Consider the following 21,340-nt stretch of genomic DNA (forward strand, 5'->3'; position numbering starts at 1 on the left):
TATTATAAGAGCGTGATATGATGAATTTGGAATGAAAGTTGAAGGAGAGATTACAAGATGTCAAATGCATACGAAGAATATATGCGTCAAATGGTAATTCCAATGCGTCAAGAGTTAGTGCGTGCTGGATTTGAAGAATTAACTACAGAAGAAACTGTAAAAGAATATATGGAAAATGCGACAGGTACAACATTAGTTGTCGTAAACTCTGTTTGCGGATGTGCAGCTGGTTTAGCGCGTCCATCAGCTGGTCAAGCGGTTGTACGTTCTGAAAAACAACCTGACCATCTTGTAACTGTATTTGCAGGACAAGATAAAGACGCAACAGCTACAATGCGTGAGTACTTCGGAGATATTCCTCCATCTTCACCATCTATGGCGTTACTAAAAGGAAACGAAGTTGTTCACTTCATTCATCGTCATGAAATTGAAGGAGCAACAATGGAAGAGATTATTAATAACTTAGAACAAGCTTTTGAAAAGCATTGCTAAAAAGGGGGAGTGATTCTCCCTTTTTTCTTTATATATTGAGGTGAAAAGATGATTGTAACAACAGCAGGACGAACGAATAAGGAAATGACAGCATATGCAAAAGAGGTAGCGGAAGAATTACAATGCTCTTTTGTAGTACGGAATGATATATCGGTATATAAGCTACATGAGCAGTTTGAACAAGATGTACTCGTTGTAGGAAAGAAACGATTAGCAATTTATCCAAAAGGTACAGAAGAATCGTTCTTTTTCCATCCTAATTCTGCAATGTTTCGTGTGAAAAGATTAATGAGGGGAGAACATGATCCATTTGTACAAGCTGCAAAATTAGAAAAAGGAATGACGGTGTTAGATTGTACGCTCGGTATGGCATCAGATAGTATTGTTGCAAGCTATGTTGTTGGAGAAGAAGGAGCTATAACGGGGCTTGAGGGGAATCGTTACATGACTTATATAATGAATAAAGGTTTAAAGCAGTGGTGTGCGGGTATTTCAGAAATCGATGAAGCGATGCGTAGAATTAGAGTGAAGAAAACTGAGCATTTTGATTTCTTAAAGCGCTGCGAAGACAACTGTTATGATGTTGTTTATCTGGATCCAATGTTTGAAGAAACGGTAATTGAATCAGATGGGATTCGTGGCTTAAAACACTTTGCTTTGTATAATGATGTCACAGATGAAACAATTGCAGAAGCAAAGCGTGTTGCTAGAAAACGTGTTGTCTTAAAGGATCATTTCCGTAGTACACGATTTGAGCGACATAACTTCTTAGTATATAAGCGAAAAAGTGCGAAATTTCATTTTGGTGTAATTGAACCTTGCTAATTATTTGAAAAGATGTATAATAAGCAATAATCAATTATATATGATGTCGTAGATGAAGAGAGTAGTCCTTCTTCAGAAGGAAAGCGAGCTAGGGATGGTGAGAGCCTAGTACGGAGAAGAGGATGAAGCGCACTTCGGAGACGCTGCTTGAAATGAATAGTAGAGTAAGCCGGGGCCCCCTGTCCTCGTTATAAACGGGAAAGTGGTTCTTCGGAACAACAAGGGTGGTACCACGGGTGATAACCCGTCTCTTTTTTAGAGACGGGTTTTTTGTGTTTAAAAAAATAAGGAGGGAGTAACATGGAATATAAAATTCAATTAGCAAAAAGTTTATTTGAAATATTAAAATCAGAATTATCATTGGAACAAATTACAGGTTTAATTGAAACTCCGAAGCAAGATGAATTTGGAGACGCGGCATTCCCTTGTTTTATGCTTGCAAAGCAATATAAAAAAGCACCCGCAATTATCGCGAAAGAAATTGCTGAGAAGTTAAACAATTCATTTTTTACAAAAGTGGAGGCAGTTGGACCATATGTGAACGTATTTTTCAATCGTCACATAGTAAGTGATGATGTATTAAAAGCGATTTTAGTTGAAAAAGAAGAATATGGACAGGGGTACTTTGGGCGAGAAAAAACAGTAGTAATCGATTACTCTTCACCAAATATCGCGAAACCGTTCTCCATGGGACATTTACGTTCAACGATGATCGGGAATTCTTTAAAACATATCGCTGAAAAGTGTGGATATGAGGTTGTAGGAATCAATTATATTGGTGATTGGGGAACGCAGTTTGGAAAATTAATTACCGCATATAAAAAATGGGGAAATGAAGAGCTTGTAAAAGAAGATCCGATTCGCGAATTATTCAAATTATATGTTCATTTCCACGAAGAAGTGAAAGAGTATCCAGAGCTAGAAGAAGAAGGTCGTGCATGGTTTAAGAAATTAGAAGACGGTGATGAAGAAGCAGTTTTTTTATGGAATTGGTTCCGTCATGAATCTTTAAAAGAATTCTCTCGTATTTATGAACTTCTTGGTGTTGAATTTACAAACTTCCAAGGAGAGGCTTTCTATAATGATAAAATGGGCGATTTTGTTGATATTTTAGAAGAAAAAGGGTTATTAGAAGAATCGGATGGAGCACAAGTTGTTAATTTAGAAAAAGAAGATATGCCGCCATGTTTAATTAAAAAATCAGATGGAGCTACACTTTATGCAACGCGCGATTTAACAGCGGCACTATACCGTCAAAACACATATGAATTTGATAAAGCGTTGTATGTAGTAGGCGCAGAACAAAGCTTACACTTCACACAATTTTTCACTGTATTAAAGAAACTTGGTTATAACTGGGTAGATGGTATGGCTCATGTACCATTTGGACTCATTTTAAAAGATGGTAAAAAAATGTCCACACGTAAGGGGAAAGTCGTATTACTTGAGGAAGTATTAGAAGAAGCGATTACGCTTGCAGAGCAAAATATTGAAGAGAAAAATCCGGACTTAAAGCAAAAAGAGGAAGTTGCTAAGCAAGTTGGTGTCGGGGCAGTCATTTTCCATGATTTGAAAAATGAACGTATGCATAATATTGAATTCTCTTTAGAAAAAATGCTGAAGTTCGAAGGGGAAACAGGACCATATGTTCAATATACACATGCGCGTGCTTGCTCCATTTTACGAAAAGAAAATGCAGAATTTGAAACAGAAGCGTTTCAATTAAACGATGATCATAGTTGGAGTACGATAAAATTATTAAATAGATTTCCACAAGTCGTTGAAACAGCCTTCTTCAAAAATGAACCGTCACATATTGCGAAGTATTTGTTAGATGTAGCACAAGCATTTAATAAATATTATGGAAATGTTCGTATTTTAGAAGAGGATAAAGAAAAGGAAAGTAGACTTGCACTTGTTTATGCAGTAACGATTGTGTTAAAAGAAGGATTGCGTTTACTTGGAATGGGTGCTCCGGAAGAGATGTAAATGAGTACAATTTTATCGTGCTATTGTGCAGTGACAATTATTAACGTTACTGTAGTAGTCAATTACAAATAATGTGTTACTGAAGATGATAAATACAAAATAAAGCTTACTATATTGGCAGAATGACAAATCGGGCGTACCGTTGACCTGATTTGTTATTTTTTATTTTTCTTACTATTTTTAATAATTATTCATTTTGTTTTTTCTTTACTAAAATTATTCTTTGAAAGAAGGAGATGGAGATGGTATCTTTTTTTCCTACAATGTATGAAGATGAACTTATATATAGTGCTATTGCAAGATATCATGTTAGAAGTGGTAATACTATCCCTAAACAGACAATCGATAAATTGATGTAAGTCTGTATCTTTTATTTTTTCGCGAATATGGCCATAGCCTTTTTTAAAATCTCATTTTCCTCCTTCAGACGAAGCATTTCTTTCTGCATTCGCTTCAGGTCTTCTAGCGTCATTTCTTCCTCATCAATCGTTGTGATAGGAGAATATTTTTTTATCCATTTATAAATCGGTACTTCTGATACACCATATTCGCTGCTTAGTTCTTTCACAGATCAGCCTGAATGATATAGTTCAACAACCATCTTTTTAAATTCTTCATTAAATTTCTTGTTTGCCATACGGACACTTCCTCCTTGAAATCCATTGTAAGGACTTAACTAAGTTGTGTTCATATGACTATACTAACTCCACTCCACAAAGTATAAAGAAAGAAGGAATATACATTGTTGATTCTAAAGAAGTAGTTAGCAGTAATTTGAGGTAAAGATGATTGTGATATTGCATTCCATAAAAAAGAATGTTACTCTAAAAATAGAATTATGAGAGGACTGATGGATGAATAATGATTAACTAATCTATATTTTAATTTGAAATTAATAACTTCAAACTACAAAATATAGGGTTAGTCTATCCATTTTTATAAATCAGTTCATACTTTATTTGTCATGATTCCAATGATTAATAAGAACTTATTAAGTATAAGTGAGATACTAATCCTTCCGATTACAAATTGGGAGGATTTTTTTATTCTCTTATAGGTAAGTTGATATTTATTAATCCGTAACTGTAACCTAACAAATAAAGGAGAGAGAAAAATGAGGAATTCAGACACTATTGTTACACATGTAATGCTCTATATAAGTCGTTAATATCCATCAAACTTATATGGAGAAATTAAAAAATTGATGGATATTCCGACTTTATATGAAAAGTGTTGATATATAAAGGAGGAATTATTATGTCAATGATAAAAGTTCAAGACTTAACTTTTTCATACCCAGGTAGCTTTGATAATATTTTTGAAGGTGTAAACTTTCAAATAGATACGGATTGGAAACTAGGGTTTATTGGTAGAAACGGACGAGGTAAAACGACATTCTTTAATTTATTATTAGGTAATTATGAGTATAGTGGGAAGATCACTTCTTCGGTAGAATTTAATTATTTCCCTTACCCAGTTTCGGATAAGAACAAATTCACTCATGAAATCCTTGAAGAAATTTGTCCCCAAGCAGAAGATTGGGAATTTCTGCGTGAAATATCCTATTTAAATGTTGATGCCGAGGCCATGTATCGACCATTTAAAACATTATCAAATGGAGAACAAACAAAGGTGTTGCTTGCTGCACTGTTTTTGAATGAGGGTCAATTTCTATTAATTGATGAGCCAACAAATCATCTAGACACTGATGCACGAAAGATGGTCTCTGATTATCTAAGGAAGAAAAAAGGGTTTATTTTGATTTCACATGACAGAATCTTTTTAGATGGATGCGTTGACCATATCTTATCTATAAATAGAGCAAATATTGAAGTTCAAAGTGGTAACTATTCTTCTTGGAAGTTAAATTTTGATAGACAGCAGGAACACGAAGAGGCTACAAATGAGCGTCTACAAAAAGACATAGGGAGATTAAAACAGTCTTCAAAGCGTTCAGCAGGTTGGTCTCATCAAGTGGAAGCTTCCAAAAATGGAACAAGGAATTCAGGATCTAAGTTAGATAAGGGTTTTGTAGGACATAAAGCGGCCAAGATGATGAAGAGAGCGAAGAACCTTGAATCAAGGCAACAAAAAGCTATTGAAGAAAAGTCAAAATTACTAAAAAATGTGGAGAAAACTGAGTCGTTAAAATTAGAACAATTGAAATTTCAGTCAAATGAATTGGTTGTTTTGGCTGATGTGTCTGTTAAGTATGATGACCAAATAGTAAATGAACCAATTAGCTTCATAGTTGAACAAGGGGATCGAATTGTACTTGATGGAAAGAATGGAAGCGGGAAAAGTAGTATCCTAAAACTAATTCTAGGACATCCAATACAGCATACAGGCTCAGTTAATTTAGGTTCAGGACTCATCATTTCCTATGTCCAACAAGATACTTCTCATTTGAAGGGATTGTTATCGGTCTTTATTGAAGAGCACGAGATTGATGAGACGTTATTTAAATCCATCCTACGTAAGATGGATTTTGACCGAATTCAATTTGAGAAAGATATATTTCATTATTCTGGTGGACAAAAGAAAAAGCTGCTTATCGCTAAAAGTTTATGTGAGAAAGCTCATTTATATATATGGGATGAACCATTAAATTTTATTGATATTTATTCGCGTATGCAGATTGAAGAGCTTATTCAACAATTTAATCCCACAATGGTTATTGTTGAGCATGATAAGGCATTTCAACAAACAGTTGCAACAAAAACTATATCTATATAGTTCAAAGTGAGTGATTGAAGATATAATCAGTAAATCAAGTCATTAAACTATAGGGCGCTTTAATGGAGTGATGAAAAAAGCCTAATTTCTCTACAATAAATTGAGAAATTAGGCTTTTTAATAGGAAAAGTAGGATACATATTAACAGAATGCACTCATAAATGGGAATATGATATAAGAGCATAAGGTTTTCCTACTATTAAAGAAGATGTTTAGGTTTGAATGATACAGGATTAGTTGTGTAATATTACCAATTGTGAATATAAAATAAAGTCACTACTTGGTTTATCTAGAGGTAAATCAATTAACAGGTATTATAGTTGAACAAGCAATACAATAAATGATTAAACTTATTTATAAAAAAATAATTTGTTAGAATATTTTAAGAGCAAGTTTTGATCAATCTTTTTTCAAAACACGCTCTTTCTTTTTGTTCTTTTATCAAGGTCATTTGCATTAATTTGAACAAACTTCATTCTAAAACAACACGTGGGTTTTATGTTAGTACGTTGGTTGTACCACATCGCTATCAAGCCAATAAAACAAAATACCCCCTAAAATGAAAAAATACGCTATTCTTTCTGTAGAATCATTGGAAAGGATGGCGTTTTTGTATGTCTATTTCTGTATCTGATGAATTACAACTATTTGCTCAAGAGATTCAAAGTTTTTTATCTCCAAATATCTTACGAGATCTTGCTAGAGATGTTGGTTTCGTGCAACGAACCAGTAAATACCAAGCATAATATGAATTTAAATATCAATTTATAAGTTAACAAGCATATATTCTTAATATTTTGATTGAAGAAAGCAGCAACTATATCGTTGCTGCTTTCTCATTTTCGTTATTGACTACTGATAAGTGGTGTTATGTAAACTTCAGATGTATACGATATTCATTAAAAAATGTACGACTTATTCTAACTCTACAGTGATAGAATGTAATAAATCTATATTTTTACAGGTGATAGGAGGAATGATTTTTGCATAAAAAACTTAGAAAATATCTTATATTAGGTTCCTTAACCCTTATCATTAGTGGCTGTTCGATTTCAAAAGGATACGATACACCACAAGAAGCATTAAAGCACGGATTAAAACCAACAAGTGATGCAGAAACAAATAAATATTCTGTTTTAGAGCGTATTATAAAAATAGATGGAAAAACAGTCTTTTTTGTTACACCTAGTGATTACATTTCAATAGCAGATTTAGAAATAAAAAATGGAAAATGGACTGTTAGTGGGATGACAGGAGGAACAAATGTAAGTGAGTTAGAAGTACAAGATTCTGGTATATCACCTACTATGGGAATATCAAATGGAAAAGTTATTTCTGGTTATCTTAAGAACCCATCTATTAGCAAGGTAGCATATGAATCCACCCCAGGACATATTGTAGATTTAGATAAATTCTTACCAAACGAACCAAAGATAAAGGATGGAGTTTATGGTACGTGATCCTTCTTAATAAATTAGATGATGGTCCAAAATCGTTAGATCTCATTATGACTGTTTTAGAATTTAAAGATACAAACGGCACTATTATAAAATATAAGAACTGATCATTTATAAACAACTTCCGATTTCGAAAATTATATAAAAAAGCTAGCATCTTTCTTCAAAATGGTTTCTTATTATTTATTGTGAAATGAGGGTTTTCGAGTTGTTTTTGATCAATGTTTATTTCAAAGCTACATTTACACCTGTTGAATTTTTAAAATATTGTTTCTGTATATCTAAATTAACAATTTTTAAGTGGAGAAGAAAAGATAAATATTTAATGTTACAACTTTAAATGAATACGAGTATAAATGTATAGATGTACATTTATACTCAAGGTGGAATTAGAAATTCTATATGAGTAACAGTAATAAATGTAATCATTAGAATAGGATCTCAGTAACGATAATAATTGTTTCAAAAGGAAGAACTATGTACGTTATTATGGAGTATATAAGCTTTTATAGTAACGATGATAGTTGTCTCTGGACAGCTATTTACGTACAGTAAAACTCCGAAGAAATAAGAAGTTAGGTGGGAGATAAACTACCCGTAAAAGCCAAATTGATGAAGGCTAATAATCGGAGGGAATGAAGGAAACCTCCACTGATTATTAGCCTTCACTTTATATTATTTACAATATATCCAAAAAAGATAGAGATATATTGTAAAATTAGTATTAAGCTTTACAAGTGAAAGAGGTCAAAAAGAAGATCATGAAACTGAAAATTAAGAAATTTCCAAATGGAAAATGGGGGATTTTAATGAGAAAAATGATATTATATAGCGATCAAATACAAGAAGATAGAAAATTGGATTATGAGCTTTTAAGGTTATTAAATAAAGAAAACCCTTCAATAGCATATCTTCGATCATCTTCAGATGAAACAGGAAAGTATTTTAATAATGTAGTTAAATATTATAGAGATTTAGGAATTAGCAAAGTAGAATATTTTGATTTAGATAAAGAATACGATGAAAGAAAGGTTAATAACATATTTAATTATGATGCAATACATCTTTCAGGTGGAAATACATTTCGCTTTTTAAATTCCCTAAGAAAAAGAAATTTATTACATTCATTAAAATCTTATGTGGAAAATGGTGGGGTTTTAATTGGTGTTAGTGCAGGTAGTATAATATCTACTAAAAGTATTGATACAGCTCAATTTGTAGACGAGGATATTATAGGACTAGAGGATAGAAGCTCTTTAGGTTTTGTAGATTTTGATTTTATGCCTCATTGGAGTGAGGAGCAAAGTGAAAAATATTTAGAATTATTAAAGGATTATTCCAAGCTGAAAAACAGGACAATTTATGCTTGTAAAGATGGTGATGGGATAGTTATTGATGGAGAAGATATTAAATTGATTGGAAATGTTATAAAAATCTAATTTGGCTTCAATTTATCAAATACATTTTGTCTAAATGAGCTGAACAGATGTCTAGATACATTAAGAACTTATGGACATGAAAAAGTGTTTTTATATCTAGAAAATATTTTTATCATTTGCTCAAAGTAGGGAACGAAATCAGCAATTTCAATATAAACAGAAGGAGGTAGCTCAATTGAAAGAGTATGATTGGGATAATAAGTTGGAGTATTTGAGAAATACAAGGGATCTATATTATAACGATGATTATCTAAGTTTTTTGGTGAATTCAGTTTGGAAAATCTCTAAACCAGTTCATATTGTTGACTATGGTTGTGGATATGGTTATTTAGGTCTGAAACTATTACCTCTGTTACCAATAGGGTCTAGATATACAGGAATTGATAAGGGGAAGAAACTAATTAATAAAGCAAGAGAGTTATTCCGCATTCTTCCATATGAAGCAGACTTTCTTGAGGCAGATGTTACTGAAATTGAATTAGAAAGTAAGTATGATATAGCAGTATGTCATGCTTTTTTATTACATATGAACGATCCAAAGACAATGTTACAAAAAATGATAGACTCGGTCGTTGATGAAGGTAATATCATATGCTTTGAACCACATTGGATTTCGAATATGTCTTCGTATAGTCTTAACAATCTAGAGCAATCAGAAATTGTTCAGATTGGTGTTCTTCAAAAATTATTTGAAAAAGATGCAAAACGAAATGGTAAAGATGGAAACATCGGTATTAAATTACCAACATATCTAAGTGAGCTAGGGGTAGAAAATGTTGAATGTAGAGTTAGTGATAAGATTAATTTTCTTAATGTTAATGAGGATCAAAGAGATAAACAGCAATTGTATCAATCACTCAAGGAAGAGGGAATCGGTAATACTCCTGCTGAAAAAGAAGAATTCATTGAACGTTTAATAAATCGAGGGCTGATATACAATGAAGCGATGGTGCAGTACGAAGCAGAATTACAATTTTCTAAAGCATTCACTATAGATTCTTCTTTAGTATATGCTCCAAGTATGAAAATTACTTTTGGCATAGTGAAAAGCAAGTAATGTAAATAAAGAAATGAGTTAGGACTTCTAACGCTGTATACATGTTAGAAGTCTTATTTTTTAGTTTGATAGTATTTTCTAAAAGAAAATATGTCAAAATCGTGTACGAATGAAAATAGATTCGATATTAATTTTGAAAACCTCGCTTAAATCACCCATTTCCTATGGAAAAACAGAGATAGTCTTGTTATGATAACAAGCATAGTCCTTTTTTATAACTAAAATAGATAGAATTGTGAGAAAAGTCCGAGAAAAGGACGCGCACAAGGGAGGAACAACATGAAGCGTGTTGCTTGGTTTACTGATAGTACAACTGCAAACTTTACAACAAGTGCAGATAATTTTGTTATACCGATTGAAATTGTTATTAATGGAACGGCTTACAAAGACTGTGAAGAAGGTGTTCGTGAACGTGTCTACGATGCATTAAAACAGGGTATAACTGTAACTACGTCACAACCTAATTTTGGAGATATGGTTGCACTCTTCTCTAAATGTAAAGAAGAATATGAAGAGGGATTTGCAATCACAATTAGTGGGAAAGTAAGTGGCACTTATCAAAATATGATACTTGCAGCAGAAATGGCAGGATTTCCTCTAGTTGTAATAGATAGTGAAACAACGAGTTATCCAATGGATGAAATTTTAACAAAAGCGCAAACGTTATACCGTAAGGGTATGACTTTACAAGATATACAAAAGACAATACAACATGTGGAACGTAGTCCTTATTATGTATTTCCAAAGGATTTGAAAGGTCTATATGCAAGTGGACGTGTGAAAGGTGTACAATTTATACTAGGCAGTCTACTAAGTGTAAACCTAATTCTAGAAGTAAAACATGGCGAACTTGTGTTGGAGAAGAAAGTTCGTAAAATACAAAAATGTAAAGAATATATGCGAAGCGAACTTGAAAAAGAAATGCCGAAAGTAGTCCATGTTTTCCATGCGAATGATGAAGAAGGGGCAGAAGAATGGATTGCTGATTTCAGAGCAGTATTTCCTGAAATGAAGTTTTTAATTTACCCACTTCCTATATCTTTTGCTGTTCATGCAGGTGCTGGAACAATTGCGATTAGCTTTTTGAAAGGGGAAACCCGTGAATAATTCACGGGTTTTTTGATGTGCCGGTTCTTATTTTTTTATGTTGATGGAAATAATTTAGAGAATGAGAGATGAAGTGTTTTAGTAATAAGTAAGTGATTAACCATTAAAATAAATTAACGTGATAAGATTTCCAACATACGATATATGCTGGAGGTCGTATGTTGTTCATAGTAATAACCTAATGTTATTTTTTCATTTTCCACAAAAACAAGCACAGATAACATAAAAGAAGAACACTAAATATGTAGAAAGCATTTGTAAATCCAAATAAATCTGATAAACTTCCGCTAAGCATCGGTCCGAAAAACATACCAATTGAGTAGGCTGTATTATAGATTGCAAAAAGTATTCCATATGCATGAACTCCGTTTTTGTCTGCGAGATATGTAAGTTCTGGTAAAGCAGGTGCTAGTAAAAGGCTAAAACTAATTCCAAGGATAGCAAGTACAAATATTTCCAGGGCGGTATGAGAAACAATCACTGTAAATGGGAAACATAAAGCAGCCAAAGCTATGCCTACTGCCATCGTTTGTTTTCTGCCAATTTTAGTTGAAAGTGTGCCAATGATTGGTGCAGTAAATCCATATGCGAGAGTTGGAACGGCAAATAGGAGTCCGATTGTCCCAGGGCTAAGGTGTAAGGTGTCTTGTAAGTAGAGTGGAAGAGTTGGCTCTAAAGCGCTAGGTAAGGCCGATCCTAGAATAATAATACCGATCATAATAAATAGGGAACGCATATTCAAGATAGATCGATAGCTAATTCGTTGGTTTGAGCTGGATTTTGGTTCATTATGAAGTAATGTTATTCGTAATATACCATCAATGAGTGCAATACTGGCAGCGATAATAAAGGGAAGATGATACCCTCCCCATTGATAAAGTGCCCCGCCGATTGTTGGACCAAGGAGCATCCCAGCTGCTTGTCCCGATAAAGCGAGACCCATGGCCTTTCCGCGTTCTTGCAGAGGGAACACATCTGCTAGAAGTGCTAATCCAGCTGTCCATGTTGCTGCTGCAGATATACCTTGTAGCATTCTTGCGAGCACGAGCAACCAGAAACTATTTGCAAGTCCGAATAATAGAGTCGCTGCTGCAAGTCCAAATAAGCCTAGAATCATAGGGAGGCGTCTTCCAACCTTATCGGAAACCACTCCTAAAATGGGAGTAGCAAGAAGTAAAGTAATAGCGTAACTACCGAATAAAAAGCCAATCTCTGTTTGGGAAGCACCTAGTGTTTCTGCGTACCGTGGTAAGATTGGGACAATCATTCCGTAGATGAGCATATCCGTAAAGACAGCTACTGCTACAACCCATAACGAAGCTTTTTGCACGCGAGACATTTTTAACCTAGCTTCCATCATTTTTCCTCCGTGTTCTTCTTATTTTCTAATCGAGATAACATTTTTTCCATTTTTTCAATGAAACGTAGCTGTATTTCACATTGTTCATAAATATTTTCAAAAATCAGGCTCACATGCTCTGGAATGTCTATCATTTTTTCTTTAATAGATTGTCCAGCTTTCATATTCTCGTACATTTCTATAATTTTCTTTTTTTGATCTTGTAAGGCGGATGAAATGTGTTCAAGAGAAACAGTATTTGTATCGAAAAAAGTAAGTGCTGTATATAACTCTGTTGGGAATACGACTGAAGATTGCTGGAATGACTGAAGCATGAGTGTATAGAATTCATCTTTTCCAGCAGGTGTAACACTATAAATTGCTTTGGAACGATTGCCCGTTTTTTCAACGGCATCAAGCTCTACTAATCCTTCTTTATCCATTTTTTTTAAAGCATGATAAATCGAAGCGGGAAAAACACCTGCCCAAGTGTCTGTTTGTGCTGATTGCATAGCTTGTTGTAATTCGTATCCAGACATAGGACCGTATTGCATGAGTAAACCTAGCACCATTAAACGTGTCATATGTATCCTCCGTTCAAATAGAAAATATAGAATACTAAACGTTTAGTATTTATTTATAATATATGTGGAAATATTTGTTTTGTCAATAAAAGGATGGGGATTGTTATGTCCCGTTATTTCAGGAAATAAGACCCACCCCAAAATTCAGCGAAAGTAAAGAATTTTAGATGGGGTACAAACACCGTATAAAATTTTGATTTATAAGTGGTGATTAACTTAATAAAATAAATTTTATTTCACCAAATTAAACAAAATACATGAAAAAATAGTTATTTTTATTCTTTTTAAACTATAATTTAAATAATATTTTCTATTATCGAGGATTATATAAGATTTTAATTGAATACATGATATAAGCTGTGTAGAATCTAAGCAAGCGGATAAGAATACTGCTTACTGATGCGCAAGAAAAATAATTACTAGAGGTGAATGCATGTTAGAATTTAGGCGATTAGAGATGTGTTTGAAGGAGAAACGATTTGTAGATGGATTACAGGATGTAAATAACGAAATTGCACATATAAAAGAAACCAATACGTTCTCCTATGTGAAGGAATGGCTTTCTTTGATTTCAGGGCATGAGGAATTTGATACGCTAATCCGTCTTACAGATGAAGGGCTTATGCATCAATATAGTGCCTTCCTAATTCGCTATTCATATAAAAAATTTCCAAATATGAGAACGCTCTCTTTATATTGTGATGAGCTAATTGATGACCGAAAAGTACTTGATGCTGAAAAGTTATTAAAAGACGCTTTGGACGATATAAAGGCAGAACAAATAGATTCTGATATTTTATCAAAAGCCTACTTTACATTAGTAAGATGCCTTTTAGAAATGAAACGAAATGAAGAAGCATTCCAATATATGAAAAAAGCTGAGAGTTATAGTACACGTCCAGTCTTTGATAAATGGGGCTATTTTTATATACAAATAGGAGAATGGGAGAAAGCGGAGCACTCACTTTTAGCTGGGATGGAACATAAGGAAAATGAAGAACTAGCGGTTTATTTATTATCACAGCTATATGCATATAAAGGTGAACAGAAACGAGCATTGCAATTGATTAATGATGCGATAGATCAGTTTCCGCAAGTACCGTATTTTTATTTCGAAAAGGTGAAACATTTACTAGATTTACAGTGTTATGAGGAAATGTTAACTGTAATAGATAAGATCGATCAGATATTACCGTACCATTCGTATAAAGCTTATTTTACACATTTACGTGCAGAAGCGTTGTATAAAATGAATAAGAACGAGGAGTTACTTGCTCTATTAAAAACGGAAGTATGTTTGAAGGAGTCACTATATCATAATATAGAAAAATACCCGAATGGGAAAAAAGTAAGATTGCCATTAGTACCAATCGTACAAAAAGATAATTATTGTGTTCCAGCGAGCTTGGAGATGATGCTTCGCTTATTGGGAGAAAGTCGTACACAAGATGAAGTCGCAAATCATATATTTGATGTAACAGGATCAAAATTTTCAGATACGGTTACTTATTTAGAAGAATTGGGCTATGTTTGTCGTTATTTCAAGGGGAACGAAAAGAACTATAAAGCATTACTCGATCAAAATATTCCTGTTTTATTAAGTATAGATATTGAACATGCATCCCATGTTCAAGTTCTTTCTGGATATGATGATCAGTTACAATCTTTTTTTGTTCAAGATCCTAATTTCTTGGAACCGCTTTTTGTTGAATATGAGAAGTTACAGGAAAGATATCGCTACACCGATGGTTTATCTATCGTATTTGTTCCTAAGGAGAAAAAGGAACAATTGTCATTTTTAGTAGAAGAGGAAGATGTATACTTCCGAAAGCTATTCTCTCTGACGGATCATTTAGAAGAGCAGGATAAAAAAGGGATTGAAAAACTCGTATCATTTTTACAAGAGACAAATGAAAATCCATACACGTGGTTATACACAATCAAACATATGGATGTTGAAGTGAATCAAGAGTTTATTCTTTTTTGTGCTGAAAGGTTAATGGAAAGATATCCGGATTCAGATTTTGTTAAGCTACATAGTGCACAATGCTTTATCCGTATTCAAGATCTGGAGCGGGCTAGTGATGTCTTGCGAAGTGTTGAGAAAAAGAATAATCAAGCATTGTATCATTTTATACATGGCCGTTATTCTTTAGAGAAAGAAGAGTATGAGGAAGCAATTTCTAGCTTCCGCTCATCGTTACAATTAGATGCGGATCAGCCAATCGCATGGAGTTTTCTGGCATTATCATATATGTATATAGATCAGTCTGAACAGGGCTTGCAAATGTCGCAAATTGCATTGCAACGTCATCCTGATAGGTTTATTCTTGTGAATCATGGTTTAGTTTTAATGGATTTAGAGCGTTATGAGGAAGCATATGAAGTGTTTAATGATTTATTGAAAGAATATAAGTATGAAGCACATATATGGTATGAAAGAGCCAAATGTGCGCATCAAATGGAGAAATTGCATTTAGCAATCAAAGGACTTCGCATCGCCATTCAATTAGACAAAACGGTACCATATCCATATGTAAAACTCTCAGAAATATATGAATCAGATCTAGAAAATAAGAAGAGTGCAGAAGCAATTTTATCGCAGGGTATCGAAAATTGCGAAGAATCATCATCATTATATACTCGATTAGGGGATTTGTATTTTCAAAATGATGAATTTGAAGAAGCTGAAAAAATATATAAACGTTCTTTAGAAGGAAATGATGGAGACATTTATTCTCATTTTGGTTTAGTTCAAATTTATATGGCAAAAGAACAGTATAATGATGCAAAGCATTATATTTTCAGCATGGAAAAGAAATTTGAACAAAATGATGAGTTTCTAATGAATGCAGGAATGGTATTGTGGGATGCTGAAATGGAATTAGGGGCTAATGAAGAACAATTAAAGATAGCGTTGTCAAAGTTAGAAAATGGCATCCGATGTTTGAAAAATAATACAGCGAATGTTTTGGGGGAATATGTAAATAGAGTTGAAGGGACACCATTTGTACAACGTGGGATAGCATTTTTAAGAAAACTAGAAAAAGAAAGAGCGGATATTACCGAGTATGGCTGTTATGCTGGTATTTTATATGAATCTCTTGGACAATACGATCAAGCAATGAAACGATACCATCAAGCAATAAAGCATAGACCGAGTACTCTTCCGTATTTTCGTATTGGTGAATCCCTTATGGTATTAGGGGAATTGGAAGACGCAAAAAGAGCATATGAATCTTGCTTAGAAATAGATGCAAACTTTATAGGAGTACATTTGAAGTTAGCGGAAATATACGAAAAAGAAGAAAACCGTTTAAAAGAACAACATCATATGCTTCAGGCAATGATCCAAGAACCGATGATTGTAAATATGGAGTATTTGGCAGAGCTTTCAGTAGAAAATTCTCTTCATAAAGAGCTTCTATCTGAGTTAGAGAAATTGGCTGGCAGAGTGAATGAAATGTGGCGTTTAGACGCTCTTGCATATGTATATGGCGCCATGAAAGATGTAGATAAAGAACAAGAACTAATGGAAGAAGCTTTGCAAATGGATGAAGAACATGTGGAAGTACGATATCATTATGCAAAAGTACTTGTTAAAAAGCGAAATCCGGAAGCAATTACATTTGTTACAAATTTAATAAAGCAAGATATTGAAAATGAACGTGTATTTGAAGTGTATGTTCAAGCGATGGAACAAAGGCGGAAATTATCTCAAATACGAGATTCCCTTCATTTGCTGCCAATTAAGAAAAAAGAAAGAAGTACTGCATTTATGTACGCTGCATCTGCACTTGCTGAGAGACTGAGTAAGCAACAACAAAATGAAGAGCCAAAGAAATCAATCCTTACAAGAGCATTTTATCGAATGAAAAACCGTGCGAAAGAAATTTCCCTTATTACAATTGTTATTGATTTATTTGAAATTTCCTTAAAATTTAATGCTAAAAATAGTATGGCAGCGCAGCGTTTAGCGATATTTTATGAAAATGGGAATATGATTACAGAAGCGATAGATGTATTACAAACATCTTTAGAAAACATTTGGAATACTAGCGCGGCACGGCAACTTGTAAATCTTCTCATCGAACATGGTGATGAAAATGAAGAGATGTTAAGAGATGCTCTTGAAATAATAAAGCAGATGAGTAAAGAAGAGCCAAATGATTATGACATGCTCTTGTTACATTCAAATGTTTTGTTCATGTTAGGGGAAGAAAAACAGGCAGAAAAGATCTGTTTACAATTAATCGAAAGAATGCCTTTTGTGAGCCGTGCATTCCTTGCTCTAGCGGAAATATATCAAAGTGAAGAAAGATTTGAAGAGTCTATTGCAATGCTGGAAGAGGGAGTACTGCACCATCCGCAAGATCATGCAATGTTTCTCGCTTTAGCAGCGTCTTATCATCAGATTGGAAAAACAGAAAGGGCAGAAGAACTAACAACTCATATACTATCTTTTGATTCTTCAGATTTATTAGTTCGATACAACAGAGCATACTATTTAGCTGTTTTAAATCGAAATGCTGAGGCGAAAGCAGAACTTGAAACTGTTCTTCATGAGGATGAAACTGGATTTTTTGCAGAGCTTGCAGAAGAAGATGAAGAGTTAGAGGAAGTGTGGGAAACAATAAAGTAATAGCAACTGTTCATGATGTATAAAATTCGAGAACTAGGACGAAAATGAAAATATATTTTTGAATTGATTGACAATTGTCTGTTTCATGGAATAAAATAACTTTTAATAAAAGTATACAAATCTGAAGACGAGAAAGAGTAAAATATTGTACTGTTCCCCAGAGAGCCGGCGCCTTGCTGAAAGCCGGTGTACAGACTTTATTTGAAAATCATCTCCGAGGAGCCGTGGCTGAATAAAGTAAGCTCGGACGGATGTCTACCGTTACAAAGAACGCGTATGTTAGTACGTTGCTAAGTGCTATTAGTTAAGATGCTAATAGAATTAGGGTGGTAACGCGGGTAAACCCGTCCCTATTTATAGGGACGGGTTTTTTGTGTGCTTTTACAAATTTTCAAAGGAGTGATTGTAAATGGAGAAGGTAAATGTAAAAGAATCAGCTGTAGGGAGAGAAACACGAATTCGCAAGCAGTGGAATAAGCAGAATATCTTTGAACAATCCATTCGAAATCGTGAAGGTGCACAATCTTTCGTTTTTTATGAGGGGCCACCAACTGCAAATGGACTGCCACACGTGGGGCATGCGCTCGGACGGACGATTAAAGATTTAGTAGCGAGATATAAAACAATGACTGGATATAAAGTACTTCGAAAAGCTGGATGGGATACACACGGATTACCGGTAGAATTGGGAGTTGAAAAACAGCTTGGTATTTCTGGTAAACATGAGATTGAAGAGTACGGAATTGAACCATTTATTCAAAAATGTAAAGAAAGTGTATTTACGTATGAGAAGCAGTGGCGTGAATTTACTGAGAGCATTGGATATTGGGTCGATATGGAAGCCCCGTACGTAACTTTGGAAAATCCTTATATCGAGAGTGTATGGCATATTCTTGGGACTATTCATGAAAAAGGGCTGCTATATAAAGGACATCGAGTTTCGCCATACTGTCCAAGTTGTCAAACATCACTTAGTTCACATGAAGTAGCGCAAGGATATAAAACAGTAAAAGATTTAAGTGCAACGGTAAAGTTTAAAGTATTGCATAGTCAAAATGAATACTTTCTTGGATGGACAACAACGCCATGGACTCTTCCAGCCAATGTAGCACTTGCTGTACATCCAGATATGGAGTATGTGAAAGCACAGCAAGCTGATTCGGTTTATATTGTTGCAAAAGAGCTGGCAAGCAATGTATTAAAAGAAGATTATCAAGTATTGTCTACCCATAAAGGAGAAGAATTAGTAGGTACTTCATATGCAGCACCATTTCCTATGGATGAAGTTACGAATGGCTATCGTGTTATTTCGGCAGACTTTGTTACGGGAGATAGTGGTACGGGGCTTGTTCATATCGCACCAGCGTATGGAGAAGATGATTATAAAGTTGTACAGAATCAAGGATTATCATTCCTTCATGTTGTGGATGAACAAGGTAAGTATACGGAAGCTGTTCCATTTTTACAAGGGAAGTTTGTGAAAGAATGTGATGTTGATATTGTTCGTTACTTAGCGCAGGAAGGATTGTTATACTCTAAAGAAAAATATGAACATAGTTATCCGCATTGCTGGCGCTGTGATTCACCACTCTTGTATTATGCTGGAGAAAGCTGGTTCATTCGGACAACTGAGATCAAAGAGACATTCTTAAAGAATAATGATGCAGTCACATGGTATCCAGATCATATGAAACATGGGCGATTTGGAAAGTTTTTAGAGAATATGGTGGACTGGAATATTAGCCGAAAACGATACTGGGGAACACCGTTAAACGTATGGGAATGCAAAAACTGTGATCATCAATTTGCACCGAAGAGCATCGATGAATTAAGAAAACATAGCGTAGGGCATACAGCAGAAAATTTAGAACTGCATAAACCGTATGTAGATGAAGTGAAGGTATGCTGTGAAAAATGTGGTAGTTCGATGACTCGTACGCCAGAAGTAATCGACGTTTGGTTTGATAGCGGTTCGATGCCATTTGCACAGTATCATTATCCGTTTGAAAATAAAGAGCTTTTTGAGGAACAATTTCCAGCTGATGTAATCGCTGAAGGTGTCGATCAAACGCGTGGTTGGTTTTATAGTTTATTAGCAGTAGCGGCTTTATATACCGGAAAAGTACCATATAAACGTGTATTATCTCTTGGGCATGTGTTAGATGAACAAGGACAGAAAATGTCTAAAAGTAAAGGGAATGCATTAGATCCAGTAGAATTAGTCGAGAAATTTGGTGCAGATGCATTAAGATGGGCACTTCTTGTTGATAGTGCACCTTGGAATGCAAAGCGTTTTTCTGAAAGAACTGTGCAAGAGGCGAAGTCAAAACTAGTAGATACACTTGTGAATGTATATAGCTTCTATGTTTTATATACAAACTTAGATAAATACAATCCAAAAGAAAAGTATGAGGTCAAGCGGACGAAATTAGATGAGTGGGTATTATCACGTCTTCATAGTACAGTGAAACAAGTAAGAAATGCATTAGACGAGTATCAATTTACAAATGCAGCGCGTGAAATTGCGGTTCTTGTAGATGAGGTTAGTAACTGGTATGTAAGACGTTCGCGCAATCGTTTTTGGGAGTCTGGCATGAATCCTGAAAAGGCAGGTGCATATGAAACGCTTCATGAAGTGCTTGTTACGCTTAGTAAATTACTTGCTCCGTTTACTCCATTTGTCGCGGAAGATATTCATCTTAACTTAGAAGGAAATAGTGTTCATTTAACAGATTATCCAACAGCGGATGAAACGCTTATTCAAACCAAGTTAGAGCAAGAAATGAATGCCGTTTTACAAGTTGTTGAGCTGGGACGTAGCAACCGAAATCAGCATGGATTAAAAGTGAAGCAACCATTAGCAGAGCTTGTATTACTTGAGCACCATGAGCAGAAAGTGGACTGGGAATCCTATCGTGATATTGTTATGGATGAACTGAACGTAAAAGCATTTCATGTAGAATTAGATGAAACACAGTATACATCGTACCAATTAAAGCTCGATTTTAAGACTGCAGGACCGAAGTTCGGGAAGAACGTTAACGCTGTAAATCAATGGCTAAAACAATTATCGCAAGAAGAAGTACAAAACTTTGTTTCGACTGAAAAAGCATTGTGTAAGCTTGTATCTGGGGAAGAAGTTGTTGTAACGCTTGAAGATGTATTAGTAGAACAAGTACCCAAAGTAGGGTTTTCTAATACTACAAATGGACAATATACGGTAATGTTAGATACGAATGTGACAGATGAACTATTACAAGAAGGAGTGGCGCGAGAATTTATTCGAGCTGTTCAAGAGTATCGAAAACAATTGAATTTACCAGTTAATTTACGAGTAGATGTTATTTTGGATACAGAGGATGAATTACAAAACACTCTAACAAAGCATAAAGATTTATTAGAAGAAAATTTATTAGTAAAACAATTTACGTTTAAAGCATTGTCACAAGAAGAGGATGAAATTTCTTTAGGTGAGAAAAAGGTTCGTATTAAACTGAGTCCAGCTAGCTAAATGAAAAATAGGATATAGATGGAAAGTTCGAATTTTTTATAAAAGTAACTTGAGAATGGAGCGTAAAAAATTACAAGAATCCCTGCGGAATGTCGGGCAGGGATTCAGGGGTAAAGAGGGTTATTTGTATTTGTCGAAACATGTCGTTTTCAACAAGTTAAT

Annotated in this window: 12 protein-coding genes, 2 pseudogenes and 2 other annotated features; of the genes and pseudogenes, 11 read left to right on the plus strand and 3 right to left on the minus strand. The window is 34.3% G+C overall.

Annotated features, from left to right (window positions below):
- The first annotated feature begins 57 nt into the window (after positions 1–57).
- From C568_RS0115940 to argS, 3 genes are all read left to right on the plus strand, one after another.
- Positions 58–492, plus strand: coding sequence for a BrxA/BrxB family bacilliredoxin (locus C568_RS0115940; protein WP_003197283.1), 435 nt, complete (start codon positions 58–60; stop codon positions 490–492).
- Positions 493–540: 48 nt separating this feature from the next.
- A complete protein-coding gene (locus tag C568_RS0115945) occupies positions 541–1,317 on the plus strand; it encodes a class I SAM-dependent methyltransferase (protein WP_018782104.1) in 777 nt (258 codons plus the stop codon).
- A gap of 40 nt (positions 1,318–1,357) precedes the next feature.
- Positions 1,358–1,572 (plus strand) — a binding site (T-box leader).
- Positions 1,573–1,617: 45 nt separating this feature from the next.
- Positions 1,618–3,306, plus strand: coding sequence for an arginine--tRNA ligase (argS, locus tag C568_RS0115950; protein ID WP_018782105.1), 1,689 nt, complete (start codon positions 1,618–1,620; stop codon positions 3,304–3,306).
- A 338-nt stretch (positions 3,307–3,644) separates the two neighbouring features.
- Here argS and C568_RS33075 read toward each other — a convergent pair.
- Positions 3,645–3,943 (minus strand): annotated as a pseudogene (locus C568_RS33075) (transposase); the annotation flags it as partial.
- 620 nt (positions 3,944–4,563) lie between these two features.
- Here C568_RS33075 and C568_RS0115965 point away from each other — a divergent pair.
- From C568_RS0115965 to C568_RS0115990, 6 genes and pseudogenes are all read left to right on the plus strand, one after another.
- Positions 4,564–6,042 (plus strand): Lsa family ABC-F type ribosomal protection protein, encoded by a 1,479-nt coding sequence (locus C568_RS0115965; RefSeq protein ID WP_018782107.1) that lies wholly within the window; start codon positions 4,564–4,566, stop codon positions 6,040–6,042.
- A gap of 614 nt (positions 6,043–6,656) precedes the next feature.
- Positions 6,657–6,788, plus strand: a complete 132-nt coding sequence (locus C568_RS36125; RefSeq protein WP_003197296.1) for a hypothetical protein — start codon at positions 6,657–6,659, stop codon at positions 6,786–6,788.
- 237 nt (positions 6,789–7,025) lie between these two features.
- Positions 7,026–7,606, plus strand: a pseudogene (locus C568_RS31960) (hypothetical protein).
- Positions 7,607–8,308: 702 nt separating this feature from the next.
- Positions 8,309–8,938, plus strand: coding sequence for a Type 1 glutamine amidotransferase-like domain-containing protein (locus tag C568_RS0115980; protein WP_029427370.1), 630 nt, complete (start codon positions 8,309–8,311; stop codon positions 8,936–8,938).
- A gap of 175 nt (positions 8,939–9,113) precedes the next feature.
- On the plus strand, positions 9,114–9,995 hold the full coding sequence (locus C568_RS0115985) for a methyltransferase domain-containing protein (RefSeq protein ID WP_018782109.1): 882 nt from the start codon (positions 9,114–9,116) through the stop codon (positions 9,993–9,995).
- 279 nt (positions 9,996–10,274) lie between these two features.
- On the plus strand, positions 10,275–11,102 hold the full coding sequence (locus tag C568_RS0115990) for a DegV family protein (RefSeq protein WP_006094703.1): 828 nt from the start codon (positions 10,275–10,277) through the stop codon (positions 11,100–11,102).
- Between the two features lie 184 nt (positions 11,103–11,286).
- Here C568_RS0115990 and C568_RS0115995 read toward each other — a convergent pair whose 3' ends face one another.
- A complete protein-coding gene (locus tag C568_RS0115995) occupies positions 11,287–12,459 on the minus strand; it encodes an MFS transporter (RefSeq protein WP_003197306.1) in 1,173 nt (390 codons plus the stop codon).
- Positions 12,459–13,025, minus strand: a complete 567-nt coding sequence (locus C568_RS0116000) for a PadR family transcriptional regulator (RefSeq protein ID WP_003197308.1) — start codon at positions 13,023–13,025, stop codon at positions 12,459–12,461. The genes C568_RS0115995 and C568_RS0116000 overlap by 1 nt, the downstream gene beginning before the upstream one ends.
- 433 nt (positions 13,026–13,458) lie before the next feature.
- On the opposite strand from C568_RS0116000, the gene C568_RS0116005 reads away from it, so the two are divergent.
- Complete coding sequence (locus tag C568_RS0116005) at positions 13,459–17,667, plus strand: bacteriocin-processing peptidase family protein (RefSeq protein WP_018782110.1); 4,209 nt, start codon at positions 13,459–13,461, stop codon at positions 17,665–17,667.
- Positions 17,668–17,782: 115 nt separating this feature from the next.
- Positions 17,783–18,022: a binding site (T-box leader), on the plus strand.
- A gap of 54 nt (positions 18,023–18,076) precedes the next feature.
- Positions 18,077–21,178, plus strand: coding sequence for an isoleucine--tRNA ligase (ileS, locus tag C568_RS0116010; protein WP_018782111.1), 3,102 nt, complete (start codon positions 18,077–18,079; stop codon positions 21,176–21,178).
- The last annotated feature ends 162 nt before the right edge of the window (positions 21,179–21,340 follow it).

The sequence above is a fragment of the Bacillus sp. 95MFCvi2.1 genome (genome assembly GCF_000374965.1).
Lineage (GTDB): Bacteria > Bacillota > Bacilli > Bacillales > Bacillaceae_G > Bacillus_A > Bacillus_A pseudomycoides.